Annotated in this window: 13 protein-coding genes; 5 read left to right on the forward strand and 8 right to left on the reverse strand. The window is 70.7% G+C overall.

Going from position 1 to position 20,442, the window contains the following annotated elements; translation table 11 throughout:
- Positions 1-2: 2 nt before the first annotated feature.
- Both IJ15_RS0111320 and IJ15_RS0111325 read right to left on the reverse strand, forming a co-directional pair.
- Positions 3-830, reverse strand: a complete 828-nt coding sequence (locus tag IJ15_RS0111320; RefSeq protein WP_231569502.1) for a slipin family protein — start codon at positions 828-830, stop codon at positions 3-5.
- Positions 824-1,291, reverse strand: a complete 468-nt coding sequence (locus IJ15_RS0111325) for an NfeD family protein (RefSeq protein ID WP_031938448.1) — start codon at positions 1,289-1,291, stop codon at positions 824-826. The genes IJ15_RS0111320 and IJ15_RS0111325 overlap by 7 nt, the downstream gene beginning before the upstream one ends.
- A 142-nt stretch (positions 1,292-1,433) precedes the next feature.
- Here IJ15_RS0111325 and IJ15_RS0111330 point away from each other — a divergent pair, with 142 nt between their 5' ends.
- On the forward strand, positions 1,434-2,198 hold the full coding sequence (locus tag IJ15_RS0111330) for an 8-oxoguanine DNA glycosylase OGG fold protein (protein ID WP_031938449.1): 765 nt from the start codon (positions 1,434-1,436) through the stop codon (positions 2,196-2,198).
- Between the two features lie 50 nt (positions 2,199-2,248).
- Positions 2,249-2,932: an SIMPL domain-containing protein gene (locus IJ15_RS0111335; RefSeq protein ID WP_031938450.1), complete on the forward strand. Its 684-nt coding sequence runs from the start codon at positions 2,249-2,251 to the stop codon at positions 2,930-2,932.
- A 36-nt stretch (positions 2,933-2,968) separates the two neighbouring features.
- On the opposite strand, the gene IJ15_RS0111340 is transcribed toward IJ15_RS0111335, so the two are convergent.
- Together IJ15_RS0111340 and IJ15_RS0111345 are read right to left on the reverse strand one after the other, a co-directional pair.
- Positions 2,969-3,796, reverse strand: a complete 828-nt coding sequence (locus tag IJ15_RS0111340) for an alpha/beta fold hydrolase (RefSeq protein WP_051918768.1) — start codon at positions 3,794-3,796, stop codon at positions 2,969-2,971.
- Positions 3,797-3,832: 36 nt separating this feature from the next.
- A complete protein-coding gene (locus IJ15_RS0111345; RefSeq protein WP_051918792.1) occupies positions 3,833-6,313 on the reverse strand; it encodes a beta-glucosidase family protein in 2,481 nt (826 codons plus the stop codon).
- A gap of 130 nt (positions 6,314-6,443) precedes the next feature.
- On the opposite strand from IJ15_RS0111345, the gene IJ15_RS0111350 reads away from it, so the two are divergent.
- Positions 6,444-7,100, forward strand: a complete 657-nt coding sequence (locus tag IJ15_RS0111350; protein WP_031938453.1) for a TetR/AcrR family transcriptional regulator — start codon at positions 6,444-6,446, stop codon at positions 7,098-7,100.
- A 59-nt stretch (positions 7,101-7,159) separates the two neighbouring features.
- Here the strand turns inward: IJ15_RS0111350 and recD are convergent, their stop codons facing one another.
- Genes recD through recC form a run of 3 tightly spaced genes read right to left on the reverse strand, consistent with a single transcriptional unit; the run spans position 7,160 to position 15,605 of the window.
- The gene (gene recD / locus IJ15_RS0111355) at positions 7,160-9,016 is read right to left on the reverse strand and encodes an exodeoxyribonuclease V subunit alpha (protein ID WP_031938454.1); all 1,857 of its coding nucleotides are present in this window, start codon (positions 9,014-9,016) and stop codon (positions 7,160-7,162) included.
- Positions 9,013-12,321 (reverse strand): UvrD-helicase domain-containing protein, encoded by a 3,309-nt coding sequence (locus IJ15_RS0111360; RefSeq protein WP_031938455.1) that lies wholly within the window; start codon positions 12,319-12,321, stop codon positions 9,013-9,015. The genes recD and IJ15_RS0111360 overlap by 4 nt, the downstream gene beginning before the upstream one ends.
- A gap of 29 nt (positions 12,322-12,350) precedes the next feature.
- On the reverse strand, positions 12,351-15,605 hold the full coding sequence (gene recC, locus IJ15_RS0111365) for an exodeoxyribonuclease V subunit gamma (RefSeq protein ID WP_031938456.1): 3,255 nt from the start codon (positions 15,603-15,605) through the stop codon (positions 12,351-12,353).
- Positions 15,606-16,134: 529 nt separating this feature from the next.
- Between recC and IJ15_RS0111370 the strand changes: the two genes are divergently transcribed.
- Positions 16,135-17,118: an NAD(P)H-dependent flavin oxidoreductase gene (locus IJ15_RS0111370; protein ID WP_031938457.1), complete on the forward strand. Its 984-nt coding sequence runs from the start codon at positions 16,135-16,137 to the stop codon at positions 17,116-17,118.
- Positions 17,115-18,689: an AMP-binding protein gene (locus IJ15_RS0111375; protein WP_051918770.1), complete on the forward strand. Its 1,575-nt coding sequence runs from the start codon at positions 17,115-17,117 to the stop codon at positions 18,687-18,689. The genes IJ15_RS0111370 and IJ15_RS0111375 overlap by 4 nt, the downstream gene beginning before the upstream one ends.
- Before the next feature lie 76 nt (positions 18,690-18,765).
- Here IJ15_RS0111375 and IJ15_RS0111380 read toward each other — a convergent pair whose 3' ends face one another.
- Positions 18,766-20,247 carry an Ig-like domain-containing protein gene (locus tag IJ15_RS0111380; RefSeq protein ID WP_031938459.1) on the reverse strand — a complete coding sequence of 494 codons (1,482 nt, stop codon included), beginning with the start codon at positions 20,245-20,247 and terminating at the stop codon, positions 18,766-18,768.
- Between the last annotated feature and the right edge of the window lie 195 nt (positions 20,248-20,442).

Genomic DNA, 20,442 nt, shown 5'->3' on the forward strand with positions numbered 1-20,442 from the left:
CCTCACCGGTCCTGCACGGTCGCGCGCGTACCGACGGGGTTCGGCACGACGAAATTCCGGGGATCCAGCGGCTCCGGGCCGGCGGTCAGGAACGGCCGGACCAGGTCGAGCGGCAACGGGAAGACGACGGTGGAGTTGTTCTCCCCGCCCATCTCGCCGAGGGTCTGCAGGTAGCGCAGTTGCAGGGTGGTCGGGTTGCGGCTGATGACGTCGGCGGCATCGGCGAGTTTCGTGGACGCCTGGAACTCGGCCTCCGCGTTGATGATCTTGGCACGCCGTTCGCGTTCGGCCTCGGCCTGCCGCGCGATGGCCCGCTGCATGTCCCGCGGGATCTCGACGTCCTTGATCTCTACGGTGGTGACCTTCACGCCCCACGGTTCGGTCTGCTGGTCGATCACCTTCTGCAGGTCCTCGTTGAGCCGCTCCCGCTCCGCGAGCAGGGCGTCCAGTTCGGCCTTGCCGAGGATCGACCGCAGTGTCGTCTGCGCGATCTGCGACGTCGCCGCGTAGTAGTCCTCGACCCCGACGATCGCGCGGTCCGCGTCCACCACCCGGAAGTACGCGACGGCGGTGACCTTGACCGGCACGTTGTCGCGGGTGATCACCTCCTGCATCGGCACGTTCAACGTGACCGTCCGCAGGCTCACCCGCACCATGCGGTCCACCGCGGGAATCAGCAGCACGAGGCCGGGACCGCGCAGTTCGACGAGCCGGCCGAGCCGGAACAGCACGCCCCGCTCGTACTCGCGCAGCACCCGAACGGCCGCCGATGCCACGATGACGGCGAGCAGGGCGACGACGATGGCGGCAAGGGCAATGGTCATCAACATGGCAACTCCCACGGTTCACGGCGCCGCACACTCAGGGTGAGTCCACGGACCTGTTCGACGACGACGGGCTCCCCCGCCCGCGGCGTGTCGGTGTAGCCGAACTCCATTCTGGCGCTCCACAGTCCACCGTCGGCCTCGACCTGACCGTGGTCGCCGTCCCAGCTGCGGACGGTGGCCTCCGACCCGATCATCGACGCCGCCCCGGTGCGCACTGGTTCACGTCGAGCCCGCAGGACCTTCCGGCCGGTCACCACGGCCACCCCGAATCCGGCGACGGCCACCCCGGCCGCAGCGGGGACCGCGATCTCCATGCCCAGCCCACCGGAGGTGAACAGCAGCCACACCCCCGCCGCGGAGAGCACCGTGCCCGCGACACCGAGCACACCGAACGTCGGGACGTGCGCCTCGATCACGATCAGCGCCGCGCCCAGTACCAGCGCCAACACACCCAATGCGGTCATCTGCACTCACCTGCGGCGAGGGCCCGGTCGCCTCGCGTAGCCATCCGCGATCGAGCCCTCGCTGTCAACGGTATGCCCGGTTTCTCCGCTCTGCCACCGTGTCGTGCGCCGCCCCGCGGGTGGTTGGTGCGATCATCGCGGCATGCATCTGCTTGACGAGGGGTTCGAGCCGCCGGAGGCGTGTGTGCAGTGGTGTGGCGCCCGCGCCTATCCGCTCCATGTGCTGGATGACGGCGTCCACGTCGACCTCAACTGGTGGAATCACCATCTCCGCGAGAGCAAGCACGAGATCGTGCTCCACGGACGCGATCTGGACGGCCGGGTGGTCGACCGCGGGACCGCGATCGTGCAGCGCAACGACCTCCGGCTCGACAGTGAACTGTTCGACGCCGACCACGACGGACTGGGTCTGCTGTTCCTGTGCGCGGCGTGGCGCAGCGCCCACCGCGGCCGCCGTGCCACCCGGCGGCTGCCGGACGTGTTCGACCCCTACACCGCGAAGGATCCCCTCCGGAAGATCAAGCTGATCCTCGACCACTGCGCCACCTCGCGGACGCTGCCGCCCGCGTCGAGCAGCAACTGGTCCGGCTGGCCCGACACCCCCGGGGTGGGTGTGTCCCTCATGTCGGTCTACCTGTGGGCGGTCGGTGTGACGCGAGAGGGCATCCGCGCGCAGTTGATCGACCAGCACGGCGTCTCGACGCTGATCCACGAGGGCTGGCTCGAGGAGCCGTCGGTCAGTGGCTTCACGCTCCGTCGCTACGACCGCTACCAGGAGTTGCTGCGCACGTGGTCGATCCAGGCCCGGACCCACCCGGAGCTGATCGAGATGTGGCTGGTCCAGCGCTGGAACGCCCGAGTGCAGGAGGCCCGCAGCGGCGCCCGGGCCGAGCCGACGCTGTTCTGAGCCGACCCGTTCCGTACTGACCTGTCGGTGTTCTCGGGGACACTGGGCTCATGCCGACCAACCCCGTCACGATCACCGTCACCGGACACGCCGAACGCTCGATCGCACCCAATCGGTGTGTGGTGCACCTGAACATCGAGTTCGACGCCACCACCCGCGCCGAGGCCGCCGACGCCACGACCGCGTCCGCCGCGGCACTCACCGACCTGGTGCGCGCGCTCGAGCAGGATGCGGCACGGCCGCTCCGCCGGTGGTCCCTCGACCAGGTGCAGCACTCGCGTTACCGCCCGTACCACCCGCAGGGCAAGAAGCTGCCGTGGAACTACCGGTCGACGGTCACCGCCGCCGTGACGTTCCGCGATCTCGACGCCGTCGCGGCATTCGTCGATCGGGCAGCGGCAATCGACGGCGCCAACATCACGAACCTCGCATGGACCCTCACCCGCACGGCCCACGCGAAGGCGATCGCGCGAGTCCGGGACCTCGCGGTCCGCGACGCTCTCGCGAAGGCGAAGGGTTACACGCGGAGCCTGGGCTGCAAGCGCATCGAGGCCGTCGCCGTGGCCGACCCGGGCATGCTCAACGCCGGCGGGCGCCCCGACTTCGGCCAACCGGCCGTGCGGATGATGGCGGCCTCGGCCCCGGCCCAGGACACCGAACGATCCGTGATGGAACTCAAGCCCGAGAAGCTGCGGATCACCGCCGACGTCGAGGCGCGATTCGAGGCGTCCTGACGGACCACCCGATCGTGGCGGGCGTGCATCTCGGCGTCAGTCGGTCCGACCCCAGAAGCCGACGAGCACGTCGGTCAGTTCCTCGGGCTTCTCCTCGTTCGGTGTGTGGCCGGCTCCCGCGATGATCTCGAACTTCACACCGAGTCGGGCGGCGGCGTCGGCCTGGACCTCGAGTGGAATGACGTCTTCCTCACCTGCGACGACGAGGATCGGCAGCCCCGTCGCCGCCAGTTCGTCGACGCGGTCCGGCTCGGCGCTCATGGTGCGGGCGATGCCGGCGATGTTCGCGGTCTTGGTGGCCAGGATGCGGCCCCGCAGGAATTCTTTGACCGGTGCCGGGAAGATCTCCTGCAGGTCGCCGAACATGGCCTGCCACAGGGCCTCGTTGCCGCCTTCCTCCAGCAGTGCCGGGATCTGGTCCATGTCCACGGAGGTGCCCACGTTCTGGCCGCTCGGCGGGGAGTCGAGGATCACGTAGTCGAGGAAGCGCGCCGGATCGTTCAGCACGGCAGCCCGGGTGACGAGACCCCCGAAGCTGTGGCCGAGGAGGTGGACCTTCTCGTCGGGCGCGGCCTCGTCGAGTACCTCGGCGAGGTCCCGGGCGAACTTGGTGATCGTGTACTCGCCGACGGCGTCCGGACCGTCGGGGCCGTCCGAGTCGTACTGGCCGAGTTGCGAGTACGAGATCAGGCGGTAGCCGGCGGCGGTGACGAACGGCGCCATCGGGAGGAAGTCCTCACGGGAGCCGGTGAATCCGGGAACCATGAGCACGGTGCCCTTGACTGCCGTGCCGGATTCGGGCGTCGCTTCGAAGAAGGACAGCTCGCCGCGCGAGATCGTGATGCGGGACAGGGTGACGGTCATGGTGCATTCTCCTCGTTCGGGTTCACAGGGTCGGGTTCACCGGGCGCGGTTCGCGGGCTCTCCAGCCGAGTCCTTCAGTTCGATCTCGGCCGTCAGCCGACGGTCGGTGGCCGAGCGCGCCGCGATCAGCGTCCGCGGGCCACCGACGATCCGCCACTCCTGCGCCGCCTCGTCCCAGCGAGCCAACGTCCTGCGGTCCACGGTGATTCGTGCGATCGCGCTCTCCCCCGCGTCGGCGGTCACCGACGCGAAACCGATGAGCCGCAGCGGGTCGTTCCCGGCGGCACCCTCGCCGCCGAGGTAGAGCTGGACGACCTCGCGGCCGGCGCGCTCCCCGGTGTTGCGGACCGACACTTCTACCGTCACCGCGCCCGATTCGGTCTCCGCGGCAGCGATGTCCTCGTACTCCCAGGTGCTGTAGCCGAGACCGTGCCCGAACGAATAGGCCGGGACGATCGACGCCTTCTCGTACGCGCGGTACCCGAACGTCGACCCCTCGGCGTAGTCGATGACGCCGTCGACGGGCCGGGTCGACAAGACCGGTGAGTCGGCACCGACGGCGGGGAACGTCGTGGGCAGTCGGCCGCCCGGCTCGACGACGCCGGTGAGCGCGTCGGCGATCGCATCACCGCCCTCCTGGCCCGGCAGCCACGCCCACAGCACCGCCGCGACCTCGTCGCGCCACGGCATCTCGACCGGCGCACCGGCGTTGACGACGACGACGGTCTTCGGATTCACCGCTGCCACGGCCGACACCAGTTCGTCCTGGCGACCCGGAAGCGCGAGGTCGGCACGGTCGAATCCCTCGCTCTCCACCTCGTCCGTGGTGCCGACGAACACCAGCGCCACGTCGGCGTTCCGCGCGGCCTCGACGGCGGCGGCGAACGCGTCGTCTGCGGGCGGGCGCGGTGCCTCGTGGTTGAGGCCGAACATCACCATCGGGAAATCCGGTGCGACCATCCGCATCTCGACGCCGACCGCCCCCGCAGCGAGCTCCGCCGCGACGCGATACTCCGGCGGCTTGACGAGGTTCTCAATCAGGTCGGCGTCGGCGCCGGCGAGCGTGATCTCGTGCTCGGCCGTGCCGATCTGCAGGGAGTACTTCCCGGCGCCGGACACCGAGAACTGGTGGGTTCCGGCCCGATCGACGGTCAGGTCGGTCCGCATCCGAATCTCGGCGGTGCCGGGCGGCACACTGCCCATGAACACCAGACGCGATGCGAGCCGGTGCTCGGTGCCGAGAACGGCACCGTCGGCCGCGACGAAGTCGACGCGGAAACCGGGCTCCCCGGTCTCCGGGTCGCGGGCGTCCTCCACCGACACGGCCGGGAGGATGCGCTGCGTCGACACGCCTTCCTGATGCTCGATCTCGACCGAGGCGCCGAAGGCCTCGCGCAGACCGTCCAACGGGCTGACGACATGTTCGGGGTTGACGTGCGCGGAGCCGCCACCCTGAGCGGTCAGCACCGCAGCGTTCGGGCCGAGGACGGCGATGCGCTTCAGCGACGCCGGCACCAGCGGCAGGACGCCGCCGTCGTTGCGCAACACGACCATGGCGCGTGCGGTGATGTCGCGCAGCTGGTCGCGGGCGTCGGCCGGCGTCGTGGACGGCGCGGGCCCGTCGAATCCGTCCAGGTGGCCGGTGCGGGCGGCGAGCCGGAGCACGCGGAGCACCTTGTCGTCGACGATGCTCTCGGCGACCTCACCCGCGCGGACCGCGGCCACCAGCGCCTCGTTCCACGGGCTCTGCGGTCCGGGCATCGCGACGTCGAGGCCCGCATTCGCGGACGCGGCCGTCGAGCGGGTGGCGAACCAGTCGGACACGACCACCCCGTCGAACCCCAGCTCGTCCTTGAGGACCTCGGTGAGCAGGCGCCGGTTGTCGGTCAGGCTCGCGCCGTTGACCGAGTTGTAGGAGGCCATCACGGACCAGGATCCGGCACGGATCCCCGCCTCGAAGGGGACCAGGTAGACCTCACGCAGAGCCTTCTCCGAGATCCGGGCGTCGTAGGTCATGCGGTCGGTCTCGGACTCGTTGCCGATGTAGTGCTTGATCGTCACGGCGACGCCGTTGGCCTGAACGCCGGAGACGAAGCCTTCCACGGTGGCGGCGGTCAGCAGCGGATCCTCGGAGTAGCACTCGAAGTGCCGGCCGCCGAGGGGCGAGCGGTGAAGGTTGATGTTCGGGGCGAGCAACCATGCGATGCCCTTGTCCCGGGCTTGGGCGCCCATGAGGTCTCCCGCCCGCCGGACCTGTTCGGGGTCCCAGGTCGCGGACAGCGCCGAGGGGTTCGGGAACAGGAGGCTGGTGTCGCGCTCGTCCCAGCTCGTGCCCCGGACCCCGTTGGGCCCGTCCGAGAGAAGCACCTTCCGCAGGCCGATCTTCTCGATCTCGTGGAGCGACCAGAAGTCCGCTCCGGTGAGCACGCCGACCTTCTCCTCCAGCGTCAGTTCCGCGAGGAGGCGTGCAAGCCTCTCCTCGTCGACCGCAGCAGCATCGTCTCGGGGCTTGTCCACAACCAACACTCCTTCGCACCGTCACGGCGACCGGGCGTGTTCGGCCGCCGCCATCGAGGCTAACCCCGAATACCTAGTGGTGACTCGGTTTGTTATCTCGCCGTTATAGAAGGACTCCTACAGTGAGACGGTGACCACCCGCGACAAGGGCAAAGATGCGGCCGTTCGTCCCCCACGAGGCGGCAGCTACGCGGTCGGGCGGGCCCGACGCACCTTGATCCTGCAGATCGCCATGGAGGAGTTCGCCGAGAACGGCTACCGAGGCACCTCGCTCGCCCGGATCGCCGAGCGTGCCGAACTCTCCCAACCCGGCCTGCTGCACCACTTCCGCACCAAGGAAGAACTGCTGGCCGCGACGCTCGACCTACGCGACGAGATGGACGCCGCGCGCTTCACCGACGCGGACGGACGGCCACTGACCGGCGTCGCCGCGATGACGGCCCTCCTCGACCTGGTCGAGCGCAATCAACGTCTTCCCGGACTCGTCCAACTCTTCACGGTCCTCAGCGCGGAGTCCGTCACCGCTGACCATCCCGCGCACAGCTGGGCCTGCAACCGCTACCGACGCATCCGGGGGTTCATCGCGGACGCCATCCGCGCCGGGATCACAGCCGGCGAGTTCCTGGACGGCGTCGATCCCGAAGCACATGCGTTCCGGCTGGTCGCCGTCATGGACGGCCTGCAGCAGCAGTGGCTGCTGGACCCCGAGGCCGTCGACATGGCGACGGTGTTCGGGGCCTATCTGCGGGAGATGCTGGACACGATCGGGACCCCTCCGGCCGCCTAGCGCACGCCAGCCGACCCGCTTCGCCGGACCGGATCCACCCCCCCTCCGAGGACCACCCCTCAGCCCAGCCGCAGCCCGCTCGCCCGCAGGACCCGCCGCCCCACAGCGGCGCGGACGGCCACTTCCGTCCCGACGATGCGCACGCGGGTGCGGGCGCGGGTGATGGCGGTGTAGAGCAACTCGCGGGTGAGCAGGGTCGAGTGCTCCTCCGGGAGAATCACCGAGACGGTGCCGTACTGGCTGCCCTGGCTGCGGTGGATCGTCATGGCGTAGACGGTCTGCACCGAGCCGAGATGACTCAGCCGCAGCAGGTACGGGTTCTCGCCGCGCGCGAATGCCGCCACCAGTTCACCGTCGTCGCCGGCGACGACGACGCCGGTGTCGCCGTTGTAGATCTGCATATCGTGGTCGTTCGCGGTCACCATCAGCGGCTGCCCCGCATACCAGCGCTCCGGATCCAGCCAGCTTCCCGTGGCCTCGCTGATCCAGGTCATCGCGTTGCGGGCCCACCACGACGCCCCGAACGGGCCCTCCCGGTGGGCGCACAGCAGCCGGTGCTGCTCGGACGCCTTCACCGCGGCGGACGCCTCACCGGCCAGTGCGGCCGCCGTCACCGCTTCCGACGACGTCACCACGTCCGATCGCAGCTCCGACAGATCCCCGGAGTCGACGAACGACACTGCCGGGTCCCCGCTGCGGAGAATCTCCATCACCCGGTCCTCGAGGCCGTCCCGCACGGCCGCGGCGAGGTCGGCGATCGCGCCGTCGAATCGCCTGCCCCTGCTGAGGCGAACGATGCCCTTGCACAACAAGTCTCGTTCGGCCCCGGACAGCGGCGCCTCGTTCGCGCCTCCCGACGCCGACAGGTCCGCGCCCACCACCCGCGCCAGCACTGGGTTCTCCGTCCCGGCCACCGGGCGCGCCACCAGGTCGGCGAGCACCGCGCCGGCGTCGACCGACGTCAACTGGTCCGGGTCGCCGACCAGCACCAACCGCGCGGACGGCCGGACGGCCTCGAGCAGTCGGCACATCATGGTGAGCGACACCATCGACGTCTCGTCCACCACGATCACGTCGTAGGGCAGGTGGTTGGTCTCGTTGTGCCGGAACCTGCTGGTCCCCCGCTGCCAGCCGAGCATCCGGTGCAGGGTCATCGCCGACAGTTCGGCCTGCAATCCGACGGCCCCGACCTGCTCGCTCACCGACTCCTGCAGTCGCGCCGCGGCCTTCCCGGTGGGGGCCGCCAGCCCGATCCGCAGACCGGGTTGCTGCCGCTCGAGCAGCGCGAGGACCCGCGCGACGGTGTGGGTCTTACCGGTGCCGGGGCCGCCGGCGATCACCGACGTCCAGTGCGTGGCCGCGACGGCCGCCGCGATGCGCTGCCGATCCGGCGGCGACGACGGCCGTGACTGGTCGTCCTTCTCGCGGAACAACTCGTCCAGCCCGGCACGCAGCACGTCCTCGTCGACCGGCGGATAGCCGTCGGCGCGTTCGTCGAGGATGCGCCGCACCGTCTGTTCCTGCCGGAAGTACCGCTCCAGGTACAGCAGATCGCCGTCCGGATGTTCGACGAGCCGCAACGGGCGCAGTGGCCCCGCGCCCCCGCCGATCACCAGCGGACTCGACCGCAGGCCCTCGGCCACCGCCGCGTCGTCGGGCCACGGCAGCGTCGCCGGGTCGACCTCGAACTTCTCATCGACGGTCACGTCGCGAATCCGGCCGAGGTCCAGGCACACCGAACCCGATCTCACGGCTCGCACCGCGAGCGCGGTCGCCAGGTGCACCGGCTCGCTGGTCTCCCCACCGAGTGCCGCCAGCCTCAGCGCGACATGCACGTCGGCGGCCTCGAGCACCCCGTTCTCGTTGAACTCGCGCAGCACCCCCTTGCCGCGCTGCGCGACCCGTGCCTCGATCATGCGTCCTCCTCACGATCGGTGATCCCGGCCAGCAGATCCGACAACTCCACCACCAGCGCGGCCGGCGGATCCCAGTCGAACACCCCGGCACCGTCCGGGGTGTCGGGGCCGACCATGCCGCGCACGAACAGGTACTGCACGCCCCCGAGATGTGCCGCCGGGTCGTAGCCGGGCAGCCGCCACCGCAGATAGCGGTGCAGCGCAACCGCATACAGCAGCGCCTGCAGCGGATAGTGCGATCGCATCATCTCGCCCGCCATGGCGTCGCGGGTGAAGTCGGCGGTGGTCAGTTCCCCGGGCGCGATGCGGTTGGTCTTGTAGTCGACGACGACGAACCGGGGGCCGGACGGACCGGCGAGGCGCAGCACCGCGTCGATGCTGCCGGTGAGATAGCCGCGCAGCGGCGTCGGCTCGAGCGTCGCGAGCCGGTCGGCGTACGGGGCCAGCACGTCGTCGGCGGGCAGGTGGGTGCGCAGCAGTCCGGCGATCCGGTGCAGTGTCACCGCGATCGACGCGGGAGTGTCGCCACCGGCCAGCGGCAACTCGAAGTCCAACTCCGGCAGCCGGTCCGCGGGTGTGACGTCGGCGAGCGTGCCGCCCCCGGCGAGCGGGGTGCGCAGCACCGGCAGTAACGCCGCCGCCAGCTCGTCGGGCTCCACCTGCGACATCCGGGACGCGACCGCCTCGCGGCAGTGCCGCACCAGTTCGGCCTCGAGGTCGTCGGCGGCGGTGTCGACGTGTTCGAGGATTTCGTGGACCAGGGTGCCGAACACCGCGCCGTACGGCATCGCGTTCATCGTCGACGGGATGCCGGGCACCGGCGCAGCCGCGATCAGCGCCGGCTCGGCCGGTTCGTCGTCGGTCTCGGGGTCCTCGGCCTCGCTGCCGGTGCCGGGATGCTCGTGCGCGGACGCGGTGAGCGCCGAGTACGACGTCCGCCGCCACCCGGTGTCGAGCGCCCGATCGAACGTCGCGGCCTTCAGCTCGCCGGATTCCTCCTGCGGCGGCGTCCACGACACCTGCGGGATCGGGTCGGCGCCGACGGCCTCGACGTCGATCGGCACCGGCGCGGTCCCCGCCCAGCGCGTGAGCTGCTGCGCCACGATCGGATCCTCGGGAACCCCGACCTTCTGCGGCACGTCGCCGTCTCCCGGTTCGCGCCCGAACAGCATCCGGTGCAGCGGCGCCTCGGTGGTCGAGTACGCCGGCGCCCACCACAGCACCAGCTGGCACTGGGCGCGGGTGAGCGCGACGTACAGCAGTCGCAGGTCCTCACCCGCGGCCTCGGCGTCGCGGCGGCGTCGACGGTCCGCGTAGCCGGGGCTGCCCTCGCCACCGATGTCGAGGATGCGCCGGCCGTCGTCGTCGTGCAGCAGGAGCCGGTTGGGGTCGGAGAACCGGCCGGTGCTCCACCCGAACGGCACGTACACCACCGGGTATTCGAGTCCCTTGCTGGCGTGGACGGTCGCGATCTGCACGGCCGCGGCATCGCTGTCGAGGCGTCGGCTGCGGTCGCCGCCACCGGACTTGGGGTCCTTGATCCGGTCGGTGAGCCAGCCGGTGAGCGCGGTGAGCCCGAGCGATTCGTCGACCGCGACGGCGCCGAGCAGCTGACCGATGTGCCGCAGGTCCGTCAGCGCGCGTTCCCCCGACGCGATCGCCAGCAGCCGGGCCTCGAGACCCGACTCGGCGGCCAGCCGCTCGAACAGCGCCGCGAAGCCGGCCTGCGCGAACACCGCCGACAACTCCCGCAGCCGCCCGCCGATCCGCGCGACCAGTTCGTCGCCGCGGGTGTCGATCTGCTCGGCGGTGCAGCCGAACAGCGGTGTCAGCGCGGCGAGCCGCACCCGATCGGGGCGGTGCGGTTGCTCGAGCGCCTGCAACACCCGCAGCCAGTGCTGCGCGGCGGGCGTCTCGAACACGCTGGCGCCACCGGCGAGCACCGACGGCACGCCGGCCCGGTCGAGGGCCTCACGGACCAGCGCGATCTGCGCATTGGTTCCGGCCAGGATCGCGATGTCGCCCGGCTCGACGGGGCGCGCCGCACCGTCGAGGTCGAGCGTCGCGCCGCTGTCGAGCAGCCGCACGATGTCGGCGGCCACGTCGGCGGCCACGCGCGAGCGCAGCGCCCCGACCGCCGGGTAGCCCGAGTTGTTGAGCCGTCCGGCCCCGGCCCGGCACAGGTACCGCAGCCGCAGCGGCGGGGCCCCCTGCAACCGCGACGTCTGCTTGGCCGCCGACACCGGATGGACGACGATGTCGCGGTGCCCGAGCGCGGCGCCGCCGTGCAGATGCCCCAGCGCCGCAACGAGATCGGCGTCGCTGCGCCAGTTGCGGGTCAGTTCCTGCCGGCTGCCGGCGACCCCGACCGCATCGAGGTAGCTGAGCACCTCGGCGCCACGGAACGCGTAGATGGCCTGCTTGGGGTCGCCGACGAGGACCAGTGTCGAATGCCCGTGGAACGCGGAGTGCAGGATCCCCCACTGCTGCGGGTCGGTGTCCTGGAACTCGTCGACGAGCACGACGCGGTAGCGGTCGCGGACCCGCCGGCACGCGGCCTCCCCGTGCTCGGGGTCGGTGAGCACTCCGTGCAACAGCGCGGGCAGATCGTCGAAGTCGCGGAGGCCGGCCAACCGCTTGCGCCGCTGCGCCTCCCGCCGGACCGCCGCCGCGAATGCGACGGCGTCCCCCGCGCGGCCACCGTCGACGCCCTCGGGGGCGAGTGTCGACTGCGGGTCGAAGATCGCGGCCCGGGCCGCGGCGCGGGCCTCCGACGGCCGCAGCGTCGGCGAGTCGGAGCGGGCGAAGCGGTGCAGGAACAGGTCAGCGATCACCTCGGAGACGAGGTCCTCGGCCTCCTCGACCAGCACCGCGTCAGGATCCCGCTCCCCGGCGATGCCGAGACCGTCGAGCATCCGCTGGCAGAAACTGTGGGTGGTGACGATGGTGCCGGCGTCGAAGTCGGACAGTGCCTGCATCAGTCGTCGGCGCCGCCGGGCGATCTCGGCGTCGTCGGTGGCGGCGAGGTGCGCGACCAGCGGGTCACGGCTGTCGCGGGCCGCGACGGGGTCGGCCAATCCTGCTGCGGCCGAAGCCAACCGTTCCCGGGTCCGCTCGCGCAGTTCCTTGGTGGCCGCGCGGCTGAACGTCACGAGCAGCAGCTGTGACAGGTCGATGCCCTCCTCCGCGACGAACCGGGCGGCGAGCCCGACGATGGCGTACGTCTTGCCGGTGCCGGCGCTGGCCTCGAGCACGGTGGTGCCCTGCGGCAGCGGCGCGAACAGGTCGAAGGCACTGTCGGTCATGGTCACGGAGTCCAGGCTCGCGGTGTCCGTCACGGTTCTCCCAGGGTCTCGGCCGCAAGCAGCGGGCCCCACAGCACGGCGGCCTCGGTGCCGAAGCAGGTCGGTTCGTGCGCGCCGGGCGGTGCCTGCTGTTCGGTGAGCACCGACAGGCTCGCGCCGGAACCGTGCACGAACTGGACGTGGCGGTCCTTGCCGTCGCCGAAGTCGCCGTCCCATGCGCGTTCGGCCGCACCCAGCGCCAGCTCGATCGACCGGCCCCGGAACCGCTGGTCGGCGTAGGCCGCCGACGCCCCGAGGGTCACCGGCAGCGGCGCGACCAGGCCACGGTCGCGCATCGCGACCAGCCGGGCCAGGATCTCGACCGGGTTCTCGGGCACCGCGAGCGTCGACCGCAGGACGGGGGTGCGGCCGCTGCCACGGCCGGTGGTGACGGCCGTGAGGTCTTCGGCCCGCCCCGTCGATGCGACCGCCAGCAGCCGCACCCACGCACCGATGCGGTGTTTGGGAGCGAGCCGGGAGAACGTGGTCCGGGCGAGCACGTCGCCGTGCAGTCCGTCGACGGTGCCGACGAGCCGACGCCCGCCGAGATCGACGTCGATGTCGACGGCCTCGGGTCGTCCGGTGTGGACCGGTGCCGCGGCCCGGGTCAGGGAGTCGACCGTCCACTCGATCTCCGACAGTGCGGTCGCGCCCAGCTGCGCGGGGGGCAGGGTGCCGCGGCGCCACTCCGCGGCCCGGAACGCTGCCGGATCGACGCCCGCCAGGCGGGCCGCGAGCATACGTTCGCCAATCCCCCACCGCGCCAACGGATCCAGTTCGAGTTCGAGGGCGTCGACGACGTCCTCGTCGAGATCGGGCACCCGGAACTTCAGGCGCTGACGCAGGAAACCCTGGATCGGATTCTCCAGGAACGAGATCAGCTCGGCGAGGTTCACGACGCGGTCCCCGCGCGGTTCCGGCAACGGCTGCGGCAGGAACACCGGTTCCGGAACCGGAGGTTGCTGCGCGGCCTGCGCTCCGGCGAGCGCGGCACTGTCGAAGCTGCGCGGCCCGTCCGGGTCGAAGTTGCGGGGATCGAAGGGCTGCAACGGATGCCGCTGCACCACGTCCGCACCCGTCATCGCCTCGAGCACGTCCCGCAGCTCGCTCAGAGGGACGGCCGGTGGCAGCACCTTGCCGTTGACGGGGTCGTTGCCGGTGTAGAACAGCAGCAGCCGGTCGGTCGCGGACATGATCGCGTCGAGCAGCAGCTGCCGGTCCTCGCTCCGCGGATCCCGCTCCCCGAGCAGCGGGTCGCGGGCGAGCACATCGTCGCCATCGACGCCGGTGCCGCGCGGGAACACGTCGTCGTCGAGCCCGAGCAGCACCACCACCCGGTGCGGCACCGACCGCATCGGCACCATCGTGCACACGGTGAGTTCCCCGGTCCGGAAGTTGGCGCGGGTGGGCCGGCCGGCGAGCCGGGAACGCAGCATCGCGCGGACGTCCGCGAGCCGCAACTGCGCGTCACCGCCGTGCTCGACGGCGGCGGCCAGCTCCCGCCTCGCCTGCCCGAGCTGCCAGGCGTCCGCCTCCGCCGTGTCAACCAGCAGATCCAACGCGCGGCCCAGCGCCGCGGACCACCGCTCCCCGGACTGCGGGCCGGTCAGTCCGCGCAGCGCGACGTCGAGCCGGTCGACGTACTCGGCGAGCCGCCCGGTCAGCTCGATGTCGTTGCTCTCGACGTCGTCGAGAGGCAGTGCGAGCGAGAGCCATTCGTCGTCGATGTCGTCGGCGGCTGCGCCGAGCAGGATGCGGTCGAGTGCCGCCTTGAGGGTGTTCTGCTCGAAGTCGGCCAGTCCGAACGCGCCGCGTTCGCGTCGACCGATGCCCCAGCGGGCACCGGCCTCGGTGGTCCATTCCCGCATCCGCTCGAGGTTGTCGTCGTCGAACCGGAAGCGTCGGCGCACCGGCGCGGTCGCGGCCAGGTCGAGGACCTGGCTGACGGTGACCCGGGAGTCGGCGAGGTCGAGCAGCGTCGCGACGACACCGAGGACCGGGTTGGTCTGGTGCAGGGCCCGGTCCGCGAGCCGCACCCGCAGCCGGTGGCCGGGGTGACCGAGCGGACCGTGCAGGCCCTGCCCGAACGCGGCCCGCACCAGCGGCGCGTAGGTCTCGACGTCGGGGCACATGACGACCACATCGCGGGGCTGGAGTTCTCGATCGTTCTGGAACAGGTGCAGCAGTCGCTCCCGCAGGGCCTCGACCTGGCGGGCCGGGCCGTGGCACGCGTGGATCTCGACGGTGCCGTCGGCCGCGCACTCCGCCGGCGTCCGGTCGGCGGCGATGTCCGACTGCAGCCGACCGAGCAGCGTCGGGGGCCGCTCGACCGCGGGGTGGTGCACGTCGACCATGTCGGCCGCGGCGAGACGCGACTGCAGCTCGCGCACGTCCCGAGCGAGGCTCGCGAGCAGCGGATGGTCCACCTCGAGGGCGCGTTGATCATCCACGCGTCGCCGCGGCGGATCGGTGTCGGCCAGCGCGCCCCACATCTCGATGCTCGGATGCGGAATCCACAGGTGCACATCTCGATTGGCACCGATCGCGGACAGTACCGCGATCTGGTCCGTGCCGAGCCTGGTGGGACCGAACAGCGACAGGCGCTCCGGCAGATCCAGCAGACCGGGCTCGGCGCGCATCCGCGCGCACGCGTCGTCGAGTCGCTCGGCCGGGCTGGGGCTGCCGATGCGCTCGCGCAGTCGACGCCACAACTGCGGCTGCCACAGCAGGTCGTCGTCCAAGGGGGCGGTGCCGTCGGTGTCGCGACCCGCGGCCCAGTCGACGAGCATCGCGGGACGCTGCGCCCCGTAGGCGCGGAACAACTCCGCCAGGTGCGCGGCGGTGCCGTAGCGGCGGCCGGCGCGATGATCGTCCACACCGTGACCGAGATGTCGCGCCAGTACCGCGCACCAGGGTTCGTCCACACAGTCGTCGATGACGGCCAGCAGCGTCCACAGCACGCGTGAGGGATGCCAGGGGTCGCTGTCGATGTCGTGGCCGGTGGACGCCGCGAGTGCGCCGTCCACCAGTCGGGCCGGGGACGGGAAGTCGATGTTGGCGGCGATCCCGTCACCGTCCACCGCGCCGAGAACGCGCGAGAGCCGCTGTGTGAGCCACCGCTCCACGCCCTTCGCGGGCACCGCGATCACCTCACGCTGGAACGGATCCGCGAGCGGTGTGACCAGCACCTCGGCAAGTGCAGACGCGAGGGTGCCGGCGCTCTCGGCGCGGTGCAGTGTCAGCAAAATTCGGTACCCCCTCGGCGTCCCCACACCGTGTCGTCGGGTCAATTCCAGGGCCTAGGAGTATCACACGCTCCCGACAAACAGCGCCATCCGCCGGAGACCGCCGATCGCACGGATCACATCCGAACGTCGAGTCCGAGATTGATCACGATCGGAACCCCAAGATCGGCCGCACTGCACGGGGCGCATTCGAGACCGCTCTCCTCCTGGCAGTCGAGCAGTGTTCCGCGCTTCCGTGAGCTCCCCCGCCGTCGCCGGGAATCATGACGCCTCGGGCCCACCGGCGGACACCGGAGCAGATGACGCGGGCCACAACCGCGTGCGCAATGGTGGTGGTGCCAGGAGTTCCCGAGCCGCTGCGTCCGCGAGCACCACGGAGCGAACATCCCTGTTGACGCTCAATTGACCGCTAGTTATGTTCACTCGAAATCTCACATACCGAACGGACATTTCCAATGGGCGCCTTGCTTCTTTCTGCTCCAATCGGATTCGCCGGAATGCTGCCGGAGTCAGTGTCGGAGGCCGGCCGATGAGCGCCCTGCCCGAACACATAGCCCGCCGCCTGACCGTCCCGGTGATCGCCGCCCCGATGCTGCGGGTCTCGGGTTTCGACCTGACGCTCGCGGCCTGTCGGGCGGGGGTGATCGGGTCCTTCCCCACGGCGAACGCGCGGACCGTCGAGCGCCTGGACGAGTGGCTCACCCGCCTCGACGCTGCGGTCGCGGACAGCGGTGGGACCCTCGCGCCGTACTGCCCGAACCTGATCATCCGGCAACCCCGCCTCGACGAGCACCTGGCATGCCTGCTCCGGCACCGGGTGGAGATGGTGATCACCAGTGTCGGCTCCCCCGCCGCCGTCGTCGGCCCGCTGCACGACAACGGCACGCTGGTCTTCGCGGACGTCGGCACTCTCGCGCACGCCGAACGCGCGGCCGCGGTCGGTGCGGACGGGCTGATCCTGCTCACTGCCGGCGCCGGAGGGCAGACGGGGTGGCAGAACCCCTTCGCCTTCGTCCGGGCGGTGCGTGAGTTCTTCGACGGCCCGCTCGTCGTGGCCGGCGGCATGTCGGACGGGCACGCGCTGTGGGCGGCGCGGGTCGCCGGTTTCGACCTCGGATACATGGGCACCCGCTTCATCGCCGCGGAGGAGAGCCTGGCCGGCGACGACTACCGAAACACGCTGTGCACCAGCACCCTCGACGATGTCGTGTTGACCCGGGCGTTCACCGGGCTGCGGTCGAGCATCCTGGCGCCGTCGATCCGCGCGAACGGCCTCGACCCGGAACGACTCGACGAGACGGTCACGCCCGCGGACTCCGCGCAACTCTTCGGAGACAAGGCCCCGGGCCCGCGACGGTGGCGCGACATCTGGAGTGCCGGGCACTCGGTGTCCGGCGTCGAACGCGTGGAACCGGCCGCCTCGATCGTCGCGCAGACGGCGGCCGAGTATCAGCAGGCACGAGAGGTGACTCGCGCGCTTCTCACGGACACGTCCGCGGAGGCGATCCGATGACGACTGCGACACCCCACCCTCAGGTCGGACCGACGATCGGCACGATCACCGAGCGGGCCCTGCGCCGGCATCCCGACCGGGTCGCGTTCTCCTGGGACGGCGGCGAATTGACGTATCGTGGCGCCCTCGTACTGATCGGCGAACTGCAGGCCGCGCTCCATGCGTCCGGCCTGCACCGCGGCCGCACGCTCGCCCTGCTCGGCGGGAACCGGGCCGAGATGTGGTGCACGGGAGCGGCGGCCACCGCATCGGGAATGGCGGTGACGTGGCTTCATCCGCTCGCATCGATCGACGATCAGTTCTTCCAACTGACCGACGCCGATGCCGCGGCGCTGGTGGTCGACGAACGCACCTTCGCGGCCCGCGGCGAGGAACTGGCGCATCGGTGCGCGGACGCGGGCATCCCGGTGTTCTCGATCGAAGCATCATCCTTCGCACCGGATCTGCGGGCGATCGCCCGGTCCTGCGGGGGTGGCCTGTTCGCCGATGTCGCCGAGCCCGGCGACGTGGTCAACATCGGCTACACCGGCGGCACCACCGGACGGCCGAAGGGGGCGGTGCGCCGGCACGCCGCGAACATCGCTCTGCAGCAGACCATCCTCGCCGAGTTCCAGTTGCCCTCGGTCCCGAGGCTGCTCGCGGTCGCACCGATCAGTCATGTGGCCGGCAGCAAGGTCCTGCCGACCCTCATCCGGGGTGGCACCGTCCATCTGGTGACCGGTTTCGATCCCGATCGGGTGGTGTCGACAATCGCCCGGGAACGGCTCAACTGCACGCTGCTGGTGCCGTCGATGATCTACGCACTGCTCGATCATGCGCCGAGCGAGCGCGCCGACCTGTCGTCGCTGGAGTTGATCCTGTACGGCGCCTCCCCGATGTCACCGACGCGACTGGCCGAGGGTCTCGATCGTTTCGGTCCGGTGTTCGCGCAGATGTTCGGGCAGACCGAGTGCTACCCGATCTCGTTCCTGCGCACCGGAGACCATCGGGTCGAGCATCCGGAGTTGCTCGGCTCGTGCGGCGTCCCGCTGTCGGGGGTGAGCGTGTCCATCCGCGGCGAGGACGGCAGCCCAGTACCGGCGGGCGAACCCGGCGAACTGTGCGTCCGGGCGGCCACCACGATGGAGGGGTACCGGAACCAGCCCGATCTGACCCGGAAGACCCTGGCCGACGGATGGCTGCACACCGGCGACATCGCCCGCGCCGACGAGCGCGGCTACCTTTACATCGTCGACCGCAAGAAGGACATGATCATCAGCGGCGGATTCAACGTGTTCTCGCGTGGCGTCGAAGACGCCCTCACCACGCACCCTGCCGTCGCCGGCGCCGCCGTGTACGGAACCCCGGACCCCAGGTGGGGTGAATCCGTCACCGCCACCGTCGTTCTCAAGCCCGATGCCGCCGTCGCCGAGGACGAACTGGTCGCCCACGTGCGATCCGTCAAGGGCAGCCTGCAGGCGCCCAAGCGAATCCTGTTCACGGACAGACTGCCGCTGACCGCCCTGGGCAAGGTCGACAAACGTCGACTGCGCGAGGAATGGGATCAGGGGAACGGCCCGAGATTCGTATGACGACGATGGGGTCTGCTCCCAGGCCGTTGTCGGCCGGGAACAGACCCCGTTGTCGTCGGTGGCTGGGCGCTACCGGCTAGTTGGCGGATCCGAAGCCGGCGAGGGAGCCGAGGCTACTGTTTCCGCCGGGCTCGCCGGGCTCGCCGGGTCCGGGGTCTCCACCGGCCGCGACGATCACCGACACCTGATCCGAGGAGGCATTGACGGTGCCCTGACCCGAGTACTCGGCGGTGATGGTCCGTTGGCCTTGAGCGGTCGGCGTCCACGCGGTCGTGGCGGTCCCGTCCGATCCGACCTGGCCGGTGCCGATGACGGTGCCGCCGTCCTTGAACGTCACGGTGCCACCGGCGTTCGCGGGGTTGACCTTCGCCTTCAGCGTGGTGGCCTGGCCGACGGTAGCGCCGACAACCGCGTCGAGGGTAGTGGTCGATTCGGTGTTGGAGGCAGGCGCTTCGGCGACGTTGACCTGTGCGGTGGTGGTCGACGCCGTGACGCCGTCACGGCCGGAGAAGGCTGCGGTGAGGGTGTAGCTGCCGGCAACCGCAGGCACCCACTGGTACGTGACCTTTCCGTCGCTGCCGACCGGCAGCGACGCCAGTTCCGTAGCACCGTCGTCGAGTTTGATGGTGCCGCCTGCCGCGGTCGGGCTGACCGTGGCGGTGACGGTGGAAGCAAGGCCGACCTGGGCGCCGGTGATCGGGGCGAGCGTGATCGTGGAGATCACGTTCTGCTCCGCGACGTCGACGGTGATCGACGGCGACTGGGATTCGGTGGCGAACGCATTCTCGGCGAAGTACGCCGTGAGACCGTGGCTACCCCGCACTGTGGGGGTCCATTCGAGGGTCGCGGTCCCGGCAGCGTCGAGGGTGCCGTGGCCGATCGTGGTTGCGCCGTCGCGGAACTCGACGCTGTCTCCCTGCGCACCGCCGGTTACGGTGGCGGTCAGGATGGTCGGCACGCCGACCCGGGCGCCGGCGACGGGGCCGAGAGCGGTCGTGGTGCCGGTCTTGGCCATCGTGATCGACGGTCCCTTGGTGCCGTAGTTGCCGCTGCCGAGCGATCCGCCGTAGTCCATACCGGTGGACAACGCGGTGTTGCGGGCGCAGTTCTGGCCGACCTTGTAGCTGACACTGAACTCCGGTGACGCGTGGAAGCCCGGGCGATTCTGGACCACCCACGAGGTGACACCCCAGGAGGCGCGGACGTAGCCGGTCCCGTTGCCCTCGTCGGCCACGACCCCGTCGGTGTTCGTCGGGGATCCGCCCATCTTCGCCGAGCCCGGGACGTAGGTCAGGCAGGACGGGTGCCGGTCCTTGACGTTGTAGATGAACTCGTCGACCCAGCTGGTCCGGTCGAACTTCGTCGTCACGGTGATCGTGTCGCCGACCGCGGGAGCGGTGTTGCTGACGGTGCGGGTGAATCGAGAGCTTCCGTCGTCCCAGGTGATCGAGCCGGGGGCGGCGCCGGCGACGCCCGCGCCGAGGAGGGTGAACGCACCTAGCGCCAGTGACGTTGCCGCGCCGACGGCGACGCCACGCTTCATCGCTCGTGATGTCATGTGCTTCCTTTGCTCGCTGGTGTTGCGGCCGTCGCCATCGCGGTCGCAGCGTTGGTTGAGTGGCCCTGTGCTGGGTGTTGGAGCGGTCGGGGCGGCGATGTGACGGACTGCGGATCGGGTCACACAGATCTCCGTTCGATCAAGCACATTCCCACAGCATGTGACTGCAGGACCCCAGCGAAAGAGGTGCCCGTG

This window comes from Prescottella defluvii (assembly GCF_000738775.1).
GTDB lineage: Bacteria > Actinomycetota > Actinomycetes > Mycobacteriales > Mycobacteriaceae > Prescottella > Prescottella defluvii.

Bases quoted from the DNA above. Each gene is read 5' to 3' on its own strand.
- IJ15_RS0111320 (WP_231569502.1), bottom strand. From the start codon at position 830: ATGTTGATGACCATTGCCCTTGCCGCCATCGTCGTCGCCCTGCTCGCC.
- IJ15_RS0111325 (WP_031938448.1), bottom strand. From the start codon at position 1,291: ATGACCGCATTGGGTGTGTTGGCGCTGGTACTGGGCGCGGCGCTGATC.
- IJ15_RS0111330 (WP_031938449.1), top strand. From the start codon at position 1,434: ATGCATCTGCTTGACGAGGGGTTCGAGCCGCCGGAGGCGTGTGTGCAG.
- IJ15_RS0111335 (WP_031938450.1), top strand. From the start codon at position 2,249: ATGCCGACCAACCCCGTCACGATCACCGTCACCGGACACGCCGAACGC.
- IJ15_RS0111340 (WP_051918768.1), bottom strand. From the start codon at position 3,796: ATGACCGTCACCCTGTCCCGCATCACGATCTCGCGCGGCGAGCTGTCC.
- recD (WP_031938454.1), bottom strand. From the start codon at position 9,016: ATGATCGAGGCACGGGTCGCGCAGCGCGGCAAGGGGGTGCTGCGCGAG.
- IJ15_RS0111360 (WP_031938455.1), bottom strand. From the start codon at position 12,321: ATGACCGACAGTGCCTTCGACCTGTTCGCGCCGCTGCCGCAGGGCACC.
- IJ15_RS0111370 (WP_031938457.1), top strand. From the start codon at position 16,135: ATGAGCGCCCTGCCCGAACACATAGCCCGCCGCCTGACCGTCCCGGTG.
- IJ15_RS0111375 (WP_051918770.1), top strand. From the start codon at position 17,115: ATGACGACTGCGACACCCCACCCTCAGGTCGGACCGACGATCGGCACG.
- IJ15_RS0111380 (WP_031938459.1), bottom strand. From the start codon at position 20,247: ATGACATCACGAGCGATGAAGCGTGGCGTCGCCGTCGGCGCGGCAACG.